This window comes from Chloroflexota bacterium (genome assembly GCA_020850535.1).
Classification (GTDB): Bacteria; Chloroflexota; UBA6077; order UBA6077; family JACCZL01; genus JADZEM01.
This window is the reverse complement of sequence record JADZEM010000003.1, coordinates 1-12,691: the sequence shown is the minus strand read 5'-3', so window position 1 is coordinate 12,691 and position 12,691 is coordinate 1. Positions and strand designations below refer to the sequence as shown.

General features: G+C 69.5%; 10 protein-coding genes. 1 reads left to right on the top strand and 9 read right to left on the bottom strand.

The annotated features are described in order from the left end of the window. Positions 1–165: 165 nt before the first annotated feature. The 8 genes from IT306_00085 to IT306_00050 all read right to left on the bottom strand — a co-directional run bounded on the left by IT306_00085 (position 166) and on the right by IT306_00050 (position 9,851). The gene (locus IT306_00085; protein MCC7366790.1) at positions 166–1,320 is read right to left on the bottom strand and encodes a 5-methyltetrahydropteroyltriglutamate--homocysteine S-methyltransferase; all 1,155 of its coding nucleotides are present in this window, start codon (positions 1,318–1,320) and stop codon (positions 166–168) included. 191 nt (positions 1,321–1,511) lie between these two features. Next, positions 1,512–2,282, bottom strand: coding sequence for an ABC transporter permease subunit (locus IT306_00080; GenBank protein MCC7366789.1), 771 nt, complete (start codon positions 2,280–2,282; stop codon positions 1,512–1,514). 3 nt (positions 2,283–2,285) lie between these two features. Continuing rightward, the gene (locus IT306_00075; protein MCC7366788.1) at positions 2,286–3,035 is read right to left on the bottom strand and encodes an ABC transporter ATP-binding protein; all 750 of its coding nucleotides are present in this window, start codon (positions 3,033–3,035) and stop codon (positions 2,286–2,288) included. A gap of 59 nt (positions 3,036–3,094) precedes the next feature. Further along, positions 3,095–4,153, bottom strand: coding sequence for an ABC transporter substrate-binding protein (locus tag IT306_00070; protein MCC7366787.1), 1,059 nt, complete (start codon positions 4,151–4,153; stop codon positions 3,095–3,097). Then, positions 4,150–5,316 carry a helix-turn-helix domain-containing protein gene (locus IT306_00065; GenBank protein MCC7366786.1) on the bottom strand — a complete coding sequence of 389 codons (1,167 nt, stop codon included), beginning with the start codon at positions 5,314–5,316 and terminating at the stop codon, positions 4,150–4,152. Before IT306_00065 ends, IT306_00070 begins: the two co-directional genes overlap by 4 nt. Before the next feature lie 96 nt (positions 5,317–5,412). Further along, entirely contained in the window at positions 5,413–7,902 is a 2,490-nt protein-coding gene (locus tag IT306_00060) for a tetratricopeptide repeat protein (GenBank protein MCC7366785.1), read from the bottom strand. Positions 7,903–7,969: 67 nt separating this feature from the next. Then, on the bottom strand, positions 7,970–8,845 hold the full coding sequence (locus IT306_00055) for a hypothetical protein (GenBank protein ID MCC7366784.1): 876 nt from the start codon (positions 8,843–8,845) through the stop codon (positions 7,970–7,972). Positions 8,846–9,104: 259 nt separating this feature from the next. Then, positions 9,105–9,851: a 1-acyl-sn-glycerol-3-phosphate acyltransferase gene (locus IT306_00050; GenBank protein ID MCC7366783.1), complete on the bottom strand. Its 747-nt coding sequence runs from the start codon at positions 9,849–9,851 to the stop codon at positions 9,105–9,107. 150 nt (positions 9,852–10,001) lie between these two features. On the opposite strand from IT306_00050, the gene IT306_00045 reads away from it, so the two are divergent. Beyond that, positions 10,002–11,126 (top strand): aminotransferase class V-fold PLP-dependent enzyme, encoded by a 1,125-nt coding sequence (locus IT306_00045; GenBank protein ID MCC7366782.1) that lies wholly within the window; start codon positions 10,002–10,004, stop codon positions 11,124–11,126. Between the two features lie 264 nt (positions 11,127–11,390). Here the strand turns inward: IT306_00045 and IT306_00040 are convergent. After that, the coding region (locus tag IT306_00040) for a hypothetical protein (GenBank protein MCC7366781.1) at positions 11,391–12,691 on the bottom strand (1,301 nt) is incomplete at its 5' end.

Here is a 12,691-nt window from a genome sequence, read left to right as displayed (position 1 = left end):
ACCCGCTGACCGTCAACTCGCGCCGTATCGGTCATGGTCACCGCTCGCCCTACCCGCTGACCGTCAACGCTCGCGTCAGCGGGTGAGGTCCTTCGCTGCGCTCAGGACGACAAGGGGAGTCGTAGAATTGTCAGGCAGCCACCTATCCGCGAGCCTGTTCCTGGCTCAGCCCCAGACCTTCCGGGCCGTCTCCGCCACCAGCTCCAGCTTGCGCTTCTGCTCGTCCCAGGAGAGCAGGTTGCCGGCGTCCACCGAGGCGAAGCCGCACTGCGGGCTGAGGGCCAGCCGGTCCAGTGGCACGTACTTCGAGGCCTCGTCGATGCGCCTGAGCAGCGCGTCCTGCGACTCCAGCGCCCCGGTCTTGGTGGTGATCAGGCCCAGCACGACGTTCTTGCCCTGGGGGATGAATCGCAGCGGCTCGAAGCCGCCTGAGCGCTCGGAGTCATACTCCAGCAAGAACGTGTCGACGTTGAGGCCCCCGAAGACCGCCTCGGCAATCGGCTCGTAGCCGCCCTGGGTGTGCCAGGCGCTTCGGCCGTTGCCCCGGCAGATGTGCGTGGCGATGGTCACGTTGGAGCGGTCGATGCCGCTGAGGCAGGCGTTGTCGCCGGCGATATCCTCGAGGATCGCGGCGGCCGGGTCGATCCCGATGTCGCGCCACTGCTGCCGGCGGCTCTCCTCGATATAGTCAGGGTAGTGTGGGTTGTCGAGCTGGATGTACGGCACGCCCTGGCCGAGCAGCCACTGGACCTCGCCACGATAGATGCCGGCGACCTCGTCCATCAGCTCGGCGCGCGAGCCGTAGACCTCGGTGGTGATGCCGGGCTTGTAGCCGCGCGCCACCACGTAGGACGGCGCCGGCATCGTGATCTTGTACGCACCGCCGGCCTGCTCCTTGAGGAACGGTGCTTCGTGGCCGGTCAGCCGCTGGAGCTGCTTGAGCCGCGCGCCGATGACCCGCCCGGCCTGCTGGGGCATGATCGCCAGGGAGGCGGCCAGCTCCTCCTCGCTGGCGTTCTCGACGTCGGCGTCGAACTTCCAGGCGAAGCTGATCGGCATGGTGGCCGAGACGTAGCCGTCCACCGCCGCCGAGAAGTCGCCGGCCCAGTTCGAGCGGCGGTACTCGCCGTCGCTGAGCACGTCGATGCCGGCCTGTCGTTGTACGTCGAGCACGGTGAGGATGGCACGGTCCTCGATCTCGCGGAGCCGTTCGGTGGAGATGCGGCCGTCCGCGTGCTCGGCGTGCGCGGCCAGCACCTCCGGCGGCCGGAGCAGGCTTCCCACATGGTCGGCGCGATACGGCGTCTTGCTGGCTGCCATCGTAGGTGACCTCCCGATGCGGCTCGGGGTGCCGCGGCCGTCCAGGTTCGGGCGAGCGGGTCAGGCTGCCTGCCGTCCCCTCGGCCGAGCGTCGGCGCTCCCGAGCGATCCCACTCCAGTCAGGATACTCGGCTGGCGTTCAGACCGGTCTGGAATCCATCCGCCGAGGCTCGCCGCCGGGCGGCCAGATGCTACGAGCGGTCGAGCGGCGCCTGCCAGAAGGCGTACCGACGCTCCAGCAGGGTGATCGCGCCGATCAAGGCCATGCCGATGGCGGCGATGGTCGCGACGCCAGCCAGGGCCGTGGTGGTATCGAGGTTCGAGTTTGCGAGCAGGATCGCACGGCCGAGGCCACGGTCCCCACCGACCCATTCGGCCACCACCGCCCCGAGCAGCGCCAGGGTCGTCGCGACCTTCAGGGCCGCGAACAGCTGCGGCAGGGCGGCCGGCACGCGCAGCAGCCACGCCTCCTCGACGGCCGAAGCGTCCAGCGTCAGCAGCACTTCCTGGGCCGCAGTCGGGACGGCCCGCAGGCCGGCCACCGCGCCGATCAGGATCGGGAAGAAGGCGAGCAGCGCGGCGATCAGCAACCGGGGCCACGCGCCGAAGCCGAACCAGAGGACGAACAGCGGCGCGACCACCACGACGGGCGTCACCTTCGCCACGACGGCCACGGGCAGCAGCGCCCGTTCCAGCCAGCGCCAGCGGGCCATCAGCAGGCCCGCGCCGAACGCCAACACACCACCGATGAGCAGTCCGCCCAGCGCCTCGCCCAGGGTGATCAAACCCTCGCGCCCGAAGAAGACCGGGTCGCCGAGCAGCCGGGCGGCGACGGCTGACGGTGCCGGCAGCAGAAAGCTCGGTACGCCGAGCAGGCGCACGGCTGATTCCCAGACCAGGAGGACGGCCCCGAGCAGCGCGATGGTCGGCAAACCCTGCCGGAGCTGAGAGACGGGCAGCATCGACTACCGGTCGGCCAGCGTGTCTTTCAACTGCTGCACCAGCCGCCCGAACGTCGGACTGTCGTACGGGCGGGGGCGCGGCTCGCCGATCGCCACGTCTGCCACGATGCGGGCCGGCCGTGGCGAGAACACCATCACCCGGTCCGCCAGCCGCACCGCCTCGACGACGCTGTGCGTCACCAGCACGGTGGTCGGGCGCCGGGCAGCTCGCACGTCCAGCAGAAGGTCTCCGAGCCGCTCGCGGGTCAGCTCGTCGAGGCTTGCGAACGGCTCGTCCAGGAACAGCAGGGCCGGCTCCGAGACCAGCGCCCGGGCCAGGGCGGCGCGCTGCCGCATCCCGCCCGACAGCTCGTGTGGATACTGCCGACCGCTCTCCGCAAGACCGACCTGCACCAGCATCGCCTCGACCGCGCCGGGCTGTAAGACGGCCTTCCGCTTCCCGACCTTGCCGGCCAGCCCGACGTTCTGCGCGACGGTCAGCCAGGGCAGCAGGCCGTCATCCTGGGCCAACCAGCCGATCCCGTGTGACGAGCGGGCATCTGCCGGCCGGGCGCCGGCCACGGACACCGTGCCGCCGGTTGGGTGGATCAGGCCGCTGAGGATTCGTAACAGGGTGGACTTGCCGCAGCCGCTCGGCCCCAGAAACGCGACCAGCTCGCCGTCGCCGATGGTGAGCGAGACACCGTCGACGGCGGGCACCGGCGTGCCGTCCCGGCCCCGGTAGACGTGGGAGATCTGCCGCACCGCGAGCATCGTTGCGGGCACGGCGGGCGACGCATGCGGCTCGACCGGCCGCGCGACCGTCGGAGCGATCACGGCCAGACCAGCTTGCCGTCCCTGTAGACGGCCTGCAGCAGTGTATTGGTGAAGACGCTCTCGACGGGGACCGCCTGCTTGAGGCCGCCGTACGTCAGCAGCGAGTCGTGGAACGCCTGCCACTGCTCGGTGGTGGACCAGCCGACGCCGCCCTGCTGCGCGGCCGGACCGTTGGCCATGTCCAGCTCGACCTTCAGCATGTACAGCTGCTGCGCGCGCTCCTCGTTCGGCGCGAACTTCATGATGATGTCGGTAGCCGCCTCCGGATCGCGGCGCGCATCCTCGATGCCGCGCAGCGTCGCCTTGAGGAACCGTTCCAGGGCCGCGGGATCGGAATCCACCAGCTGCTGGCGCGAGATGTAGGTCAGGCCCAGGTTTGGGACGCCGTAGTCGCTGGGGCGGAAGAGGCGAGTCGGCACGCCGAGGCGGTTGAGAATCTCAGGTTCGTTCGACTCGAAGACCGGGTAGACGTCAACCTTGCCGGCGGCCAGCAGGCGCGGATCGAAGCCGACTGGGACTTCCTGAATCCTCGAGCGGTCCACGCCCGCCATCGCCAGCATCGCCAGGTAGTCCGGCGTCTGGTAGACCTTGTAGCCGACCAGCTTGCCTTCAAAGTCTTTGAGCTGGCGGATCTCCGAGCCGTCCTGCACGGCGAACGCCCGCTGGCCGCGCTGACCGAGCACCGCGATGGACACCACCGGCAGGCCCTCGGATCGCCGCGACAGCACCGAGTCGGCGTCCGCCGTGGTCACGTCGACCGAGCCCTGCAGCAGCAGTTTCAGGTGCTCGCCCTGGCCGGCCGAGTGCGCGATCTCGACGTTCAGGCCCTGCTCGGCGAAGTAGCCCTTCTCCTGCGCCAGGTAGACGCCGACGAAAGGCAGGTTCGCCTGCGGCTTGTAGCCGGCCATGAAGTGAAAGGTCCGCATCGGCGTGGCCGGCCGCCCGAACGAGATACCGCACCCGGAGACGGCCAGGGCGATCAGCAGCGCCGCCGCCACGAGGCCGATGCCGCGGGACACGCGGCGGCGGAAGCGTCCGTCAACAAAGCGACTCATCCGAGGCGCCTCCAGTTCGCCGTGCCCGGCCGCTCCGGATCGGGCGTGGGTCTGGGGTAGCGAAGGAGACCGCGCCAGGCGATGAGCCGCCCAGGCGTCAGCTTGAGGAGCCGTCCGCGACCGGCCGCTGCCGGCTCGCGCGAGGCGTCGAAGCCGGCGTAGCGCCCGGCCAGTTGCGCCTCGATCTCACGCCAGCGCTCGCCGGCGGGATCGGCGATCTCGGTCAGCTCGCCGCGCACGAGGACGCGACGGAGCGGCGGGGCCGACTCGCTCACGGCCAGCGACACGCGCGGATCCAGCAGCACGTGCTCGGCCCACTCCGATCCGGGCCGCGAGGTGAGCCAGAACGCCGAGCCGTCCCAGGCGTACCAGAGCGGGACGGTGGCCGGGTACCCATCGTCGGCCACGTAGCTCAACGTGGCGACCAGCCCCTGCGCCAGAAACGCGTTCAGCTCGTCGTCGTCGATGGGGCCGGATGTGGCGGCCTCGCGGGACGCTGGGACGGCGCGGGGCGGCCGGGTGGTGGCCGGGTCCTGCCCGACGACGGCGAGCAGCGCCGTCTGGACCTCCGGCCGCTGGAGACGCTCGCGCGGGCCAGCCAGCGCCAGGCAGGCGTGTTCGCCAACGCTCGTGGCGAGCGGCACGCCGACCGTCCAGACCCCCGGCAGCAGTTCCTCTTCGACCAGCGGCGCGACGCCATCGGCCAGCAGGCTCAGGGCCGTGTCCGACGTGCAGAGGCGCACCCCCGGCGTCGGCACGAAGCGGAGCGGCTGGGTGCCTTCGCGGGCCGCCGCCAGCACGAAGCTGTCGCCCTGGCGCATCCAGAGCAGGGCGGTCTCGCCAACGGTCGAGACCAGCCGGTCGGCGATCGTGGCGAAACGCTCGCAGGCCCGAACCTGGCAGGCAGCGGCGTTCCCGAGCGCCACCAGCCCGGAGCCGACGAAGTACTGACCGTCCCCATCGCGGTCCACCAGTCCGGCGTGGCGAAGGGTCGTAAGGATCGCCAACAGCGAGCTTGGCCCGACCTCCAGGTCGCGCGCCAGCTCGGAGAGCGAACGCGGCCGGGGATCGCACGCCAGCCGTTCGAGCAGCCGGACAGCCCGCGCGACGGCCGGCACCTCGTCCTGGTAGCGCCGGGCGCCCGGCGACTCATCTTTCAGCATGGTGAATGACTGTTCAGCATACTGAAAGAGAGGATACGCGCTGCGGCCCCGGCGTGCAAGCGCCCTGCAGGGCGCTTGCGGTGTCGGTCCGTGCGCCTACTTGCTGCGCGCGGCCTCTCGCGCCCGGCCGAGCGCCTGCCGCACTGCCGCGTTGTTGGGGGCGGCCCGCTGGCCCGCTTCGAGCACGCGCACGGCTTCGGACGGATCGCCAAGGGCCAGGAGGCTGTCGGCGATCAGCAGGTGGAACGGCCCGGCGAGGTCCGCCTGCTCGGCCGGCAGGGCGGACAGGCCCGCCCGGGCCGTGCTGACAGCCTCGTGGTGCTTCCCGAGACGGGCCTGGGCCGTCGCCAGCCAGTAGCTGGGGTCGTCGCCCGCCGGGAGCGGCAGGGCCGGATCGCGCATGGCCACGGCCTCCCGCAAGAGCGTCTCTGCCCGCTCAGACTCGCCGCGAGCCAGCAGGAGCAGACCCCGTTCGAGCGGCAGTTGTGAATCAGCCGGCCTGTCGCTGAACCACGTCAGGAAGCTTTCGGCCTGTACGAAGTCGCCCTGGGTGCGATAGATTCGCGCGATCTCCAGGCGAGTCTGGTACTCGATGTCGCCGCCGAAGTAGAGCAGCGGCCAGATCGACGCGAGCGCATCTGGCAGCGGCGCTCCTCGTGCGAGCAGTGCCTGCACCATCGTGTCCTGCGCGATGCGGCCCGGTGCGCCGGCCCGCGCAGCCGCCGCCAGGGCGCGGAGTCCATGCTGCAGGTCGGCGTTGTCCCGCCGCTCCACCAGCCGCTGCCCCAGGCGATACAACTGTGGACCCGCGCCGGCCTGTTCCCAGACCGTGATGGCGTGATCCCAGTCGTCGTTGGCGACGAAGGCCCGCCCGACGCCGAACAGCTGATGACGGTCACTGCGCGGCGTCAGGGCAAGAGCCTGGTCAGCCAGGGTGCGGGCGGCGTCACGCTGGCCGGCGGCAGCCGCTGCCAGCGCCCGATTCCGCGCCGCCGCGACGCTGTCAGCATCGATGGCCTGCGCGACGTTGAGCCAGTAGTCGGCGTCGGCCAGGGCGGACCGCTTTTCGGCGGCCGACACGCCGCCGGCCAGCGTGCCGCGATAGAGTGCGCTGGAGCCGGCGTTCAGGAACGGCGAGGCGATGAGCGGCCGGGCCACCCCGGCGGCCAGCAGGAGGATCAGCGCGACCGCGCCGGCGCTCAGGCCGGTGGTCCACGGGCGTCGACTCCCCCGTGCGAGCCACTCCCGTACACGAACGCTCGCGTGCCAGCCGTGCTGGACCGGGTCGCCCTGGTGGCCCAACGGGGCCGCCCGCGGTGAGCCGTCGGTTGCGGCCACCAGCAGGCCGAGCAGGGCGAACAGCAGCACGCCCCCCAGCGTCGTGAGCGCCACGATCTCCGTCAGGCCGGCCAGCAACAGCGCCAGAATCGCCCCGATGGCCCCAAACGCCGTGGTGCGCAGCCGTTCGTCGGGGAGCTGGCGGGCGCGCACTGCCAGCCGGGCGAGGGCCGGCACCAGGAACAGCAGGCCGAGCAGTCCCAGGAGTCCCTGCTCCAGCAGTCCCTGCACGAAGATATTGTGGGTGTGGCTGAAGGGTGGATAGGTCGGCTGAAAAGCCGTGCGGTAGGCCAGTTCGACAGAACGTGTGCCCAACCCGACGCCGGTCCAGACGGCCTCGGAGGCGAGGCGCAGGCCGTTCTCCCAGAACTGGAGGCGCTCGACCACCGTGCGGAGATTCAGGCCGCGCTGGACGACGCCGAGCGCGATCAGGTCGAGCGCGCCGAACACGACCAGCAGGGCGGCCACCGTAAGCTTCGGACGCCAGAGGACGATCAGCAGGCCCACCGTCAGGGCGGCGGCGACCATCGAGCCGCGATTGTCGGCGGCGACCAGCAAGCCGGCAAAGAGCAACCCGGCTGCCACCAGACCGACGAGCCAATCGCGCCGCCGCCCGATCAGCCCGAGTCCGGCCAGCCCGAGTCCGGTGACCGTCCCGATGCCGACTGCCGCCAGTGCGCCGGCGCCTGACGCGTACCAGCGGTAGCGCTGCAACGCGCCCGGGTCCGCGACCAGCACGCGGTAGAGGCCCCACGGCTCCAGGAACGCAGCCAGCCACCCGAGGGGCGGCACACGGTCCAGCCGCAGAAACGGCTGGGCGATGTGTACCAGCAGCACCGTCGCCAACACCAGCAGGCCGACCACCAGCACGGTCGCGCGCTCGGCGCGGGCAGGCGTCAGTACCTGCTCGCGGACCCAGGCGAAGACGATCGCGGCGGCGAGCAGCCCGGTCAGGCGAATGCCAGCGGTCAGCGAGTCCAGCGCGAAGGCGTAGCCAAGCAGGCCGCCGAGCATCAGCAGCAAGAGCGGGGCGTCCACGGGAGTTGGCTGCCAGGGCCGGCGCGTCACGATGAGCCGCGTGGCGGTTGGGGCCAGCCCCAGCAGCGCTGCCGGCCAGGTCAGCGGCGTCGGATGCAGCAGCAGCGCCGTGGCGCAGATCGGCGCGAGCAACGGCTCGGCCCGCGTCATCAGGTGGATGACCGCGGGCCGAGTCAGGACGTGCCGTGGTGGTGCGGCAGCTGCGCTCATGATCCTGCTGTGTGCAGGAAGCAGGCCGCCCCAGAAGGGAAGACCTGCTTCCTGGTCGCTGGAACCGCTACGGCTTCTGGATCACCGCGTAGGTGCCGGTGTTGCGGATCGTCGCCGAGATGTACGGGTTGTTCGCGTCCGGATCCGGGACGGTCGGGACTTCCATCCACTGGCCGTTCTGGAGCATCACGATCTGCAACTTCGACTTGTTCGCCGAGACGCTGTAGGTGATGCCCAGGTTCACATCGCCCGAGATCTGACCGGCCGCGCCACTGGAGCAGCCAGCGCCGCTGTTGATGTTCCAGACCATCGTGTCAAGCAAGGTTGCGCCAGATGGCGGAGCCGGGATGCTGCCGAGGTCGTTCACGTTGGTCAGCTCGATCCACGAACTCTGGGGCAGGCCCGGGCCAACCACCCGCACGGCGACCGCGCCGCCGCTCAGGTTGAGGGTCACGTTGCCAGTCTCACCAGCCGCGAAGCAGCGGTTGTTCGCCTGCGGCGCAGGCGCAGACGCGGACGGGGCTGCCGGGGCTGGGGCGGGAGCCGGTGCGTAGTAGTTGTCGTTGCCGTTGTCGTCGAAGTCGCAGGGGACCTCTTCGTTTGAGTTCAGGCTCTCGTAGCAGACGGCGTTGTCGTTGTCTTCGCTTTCGCCTTCATTGTCGTTGCTCTCGTTGTCGTCGCCGTCGCCGCTGCCGTCATTGTTGTTGTCGTTGTCATCATCGCCGTCGTTGTTGCCGTCGTCGTTGTCGCCATCGTCGTTGTCGCCGTCGTCATTGTCGTTGTTGTTGCCGTTCTGATAGAGCCGCCCTCCTGCATCGGCCATGCTCTGCGCTGCATAGGCAGACGGGAGCTTGAGTGCCTGCACGGCGTCTTTGAGTACCAGCGGGAACACCAGGATGGCGACAAGGGTCGCCACGACTAACACCAGCCGTCCAATACGCATGAATCCTCCGACTCCGCACGATTGCGTTGAGAGCGAGAGGCTGCGAGCGCCAACGGCGAACAGAAGCCTCAGCTGCGTGAATCGAGCCATGCAAGACTCGCGCCATCCGCTGAGTCGGTCCGAACGCGCGGTTCTTCACCCTCTCTTCATGAAGAGACGAGTGATAGCAGAACGGCGTTGCGGAAAGCATGGCGATTTTCAGCCTTTTGATATCTCTCTGGGCCGCACGCTTCTCAGCTTTCGCGCGGCGAACGCGTCCTCAGGCCTTCGAGGGGGCCGCACCGGCCGGCTCGGGCGCGCTCGGCTTCGGCGCGATGGGCAATCCCGACTGCATCATCACCCAGAGCCGCTCGTGCAGAATCCGCTGCGCTTCTTTGACGGCCTCGTCCTTCGGCAACGACTTCAGGTGGTGCAGGTCGAACCGCGGGCCGATCAGCACCTTGACTTTGCCGGGCTTCGGAAACTTCGCGCCCTTCGGCATGCACTCGTAGGTGCCGACCGCGGCCACCGGCACCAGCGGAACCCCCTGGTTCGAGGCCTGGATCGCCAGACGGGCCAGGACCGGGTTCGTCTCTCCCAGGCCGCCGGTCAGGTTGCGCGTGCCCTCGGACGCGATGGCGACCAGCCGGCCCTCCTTGAGCTTGCGGAGCACCTCGCGCAGGGCCGACGAGTCGCGGCCATCCCGCGAGACCGGGATCGCGCCCCAGGAGGCCATGATCTGCCTGAGGATCGGCGGCTTCGTCAACTCCTCCTTGGCGACCAGCGCCGAGCCGGGGTACGGGTCTGCCAGGGCGAAGGCTGGCACGTCGAGATTGCTGACGTGATTGGTGATGGCCAGGACGGGCGGCTGCGGCGGCAGGTGCTCCTGCCCGAGCACCTCATACTGGTGCACGAGCTTGAGGTAGATGCGGGCGATGAGCTTGCTGATCCACTTCAGACGGGGGTGCGTTTCAGAGGGCATTCCGCCGCTGACGGGAGCGGGGGAATCGTCGAGGGAGGCGGACATCTGCGGCTCCTTCCAGAAGGATGGGCTTGTCAACCGGGTTCAGGGTATGAGGGCATCGCCGGGCTCGGCAGGGCAGGCCGAAGGGTGGTTCGCAGACTGTTTACACTCGCCACTCCTGCCCGGCTACAATCGGCCGCCAGGAGGTGTCGCATGGGAGTCTACCAGCGTCTCGGCGTCCAACCGGTGATCAACGCACGCGGCATGAACACGATGGCGAGTGGTTCGCTGATGCCCCGGGTGGTGCTTGACGCCATGGCCGAGGCCGCGACGGCGTTCGTGGACATGGAAGAGCTGAATCGGAAGGCGGGGGAGCACATCGCCGCCCGCATCGGCGTCGAGGCGGCGCACGTCACGTCGGGATCGGCCGGCGGACTGCTCCTCTCTGCCGCTGCCGTCATCGCCGGCGACAATCCTGCCGCCATCGTCCAACTCCCCGACACGACCGGCTTGAAGGACGGCATCGTTATCGAGAAGTGCCGCCGCATCCGCTACGACCAGGCGCTGCGGCAGGCCGGCGCCCGCCTGATCGAGGTCGGCGACGAGGATGGCTGTACGCCCGAGCAGATGGAGGCCGGCATCGACGACCGCACGGCGGCGATCATGTACATCGTCTCGCCGTACCTCGGCGACAACGGCGTGCCCGTCGAGACCGCCATCGACATCGCGCACCGCAACGGCCTCCCGATCATCGTCGACGGCGCCTCGACCCTCCCACCCGTCGCACACCTCACCCGCTGGACCGACATGGGCGCCGACCTGGTGATCTACAGCGGCGGCAAGGGCATCCGTGGTCCGCAGGGCAGCGGCCTGCTGATCGGCCGAAAGGATCTGATCCGAGCCGTGGCCCTCAATGGCGCGCCGAACGGGGCGATTGGCCGCCCGGCCAAGGTCTCCAAGGAAGACATCATCGGGCTGGTGACGGCGTTCGACCTGTTCATGGAGACCGATTGGACGGTCGAATGGGCGAAGCACGTCGAAGAGGCGAAGGAGATCGTCGGCGCGCTCGACGGGCTGCACGGCATCTCAGCGGTCCTCGACGAGGACAGCTCCATCTGGACGACGCCGACGATCCTGGTCTCGATTGACGAGAAGACCGGCCTCACGCCCGATCAGGTGGTCGAGCGGCTGCGGGCCGGCGATCCGCCGATCCTCACGCGGGCGTTCCAGGGCAAGCTGCTGGTCGATCCCCACAACCTGCGGGGCGATGAGGCGTCGATCGTGGCGCGGCGGCTGCGCGAGGAGTGCTCGAAGATCGCGGTGCCGGTACCGGCCTGATGCCGCGCTGGGGTTGAGACGCACGCACACGCGGCGCGTACGGCAATGACCGCTGCGCCGTGGCCGTCGCGACCTACCCGATGTGAGGAGTGAGTGCGCCGGCGCACTCACTCCTCACGTGACTCCGCGAGAAATCTCGGCGATCCGGCGAGAGGTCGTCGTCGAGGGGCTGTCGGCCCAGCACATCGGCATACGCAAACGGCGACGAGGCAGGACAAGCTGTCGCCGCTGAAGTGGGAAGCGCATGAGAGTGGACGCGCACCGTCAGGACACGCCGTTCCAGGAGATCAGGGAAACAGCGGCCGGGATGTTGGGGGTGGTCTGGTTGTAGGCGTTGACGAAGAACCCGACCTGATCGGGGGTGATGAAGTCGGTCCGGCTGACGCTGTGGATCTCGACGAACGCCCGGCCGTCCTTGCTTGTCGAACAGATCCGGTTGGATCCGTTGCCCTGGATGCGGAGCCACCAGATCGTGGCGTCGGCGACATGGGCCACGTAGTTGGCGCTGAACGCTGACTCCGAGGTGAATTTGAGCACCTGGACAAAGGTCCCTGTCGCGTAGCCAGCGCCGAAGCAGATCAGCTTGCTGCTCGACGACTCGCGCAGGAAGATGCCGGCCAGGACGTAATTCTTATAGAGCATGGTTGGCGCGATCAGGGTTGTCAGGGTGTAGGTGCCCGACGCAAGCGAGCGGTAGCGTTCACGGATCTGGTGGCTGGTTGCTGCCGGTGCCTCGATCACCTCGGCGCTGTTGACCCGTGAGGTAGTTGACGATCCCTGATTGAGCCAGGACCAGCCACTGGACGGGGGCGCGGTGAGCGGCGCCATGAAGCTGTCGCCCGATCCGCCGCCGGACGGCGTGGCCCAGGCGACGTTGCCGGAGCCGTTGACGGTCAAGATCTGGCCGTTCGACCCCTTCGCCAGGCGGGCCGGCGCGCCGGACGTCCCCCCGATGATGAGGTCGTTCTGGGTGGTCATCGGGTTGGTCATCCCGCCCCCACCACCCGACCCGAGGGCGACTTGCTGCCAGGTTCCGGGAGTCCCTGCCGTGGTGCAGTAGAAGAGCGTCCCGGCGCTGTCGACGTACAGTTCGCCTTGCAGGTGCGCGCCCGCGGTCGGCGCGCCCGTGCCGCTGGCCGCTGGCACCAGGCGGATGGCCGAGAGCCCGCCGGCGAACGAGCCGCCAACGCCGCTCGTGCTGACGCCCCGCGCAGCCGTGGAGGAGGTCGACTCGGCGTAGACGCCCTCGGCGCTGTTCGACTTGCCGTAGACGCCGTACTTCGCGTCGGACTTGCCGCCGACCCCGAAGCCGTTGCTGCTCTCGCCGAACACACCGGTCCCGCTGGGGGCCGCCCCCGAGACACCAATGCCGTCCGTCGAGTTGTTGCGGCCGAACAGCCCGGAGTTGTTGGCGCCGGTGGCGTAGCCCTGCAGCCCGTCCGCCGTGGAGTCCGGCGTGAGGCTGACGGTGTTGCTGATCCTGGTCGGCGCAGTCGCGCTCACCGACTGCCCGGCCAGGACCGCGTCGCCGTTCGCCGCCTGCGAGGCGCGCGTGCTCAGGCCGG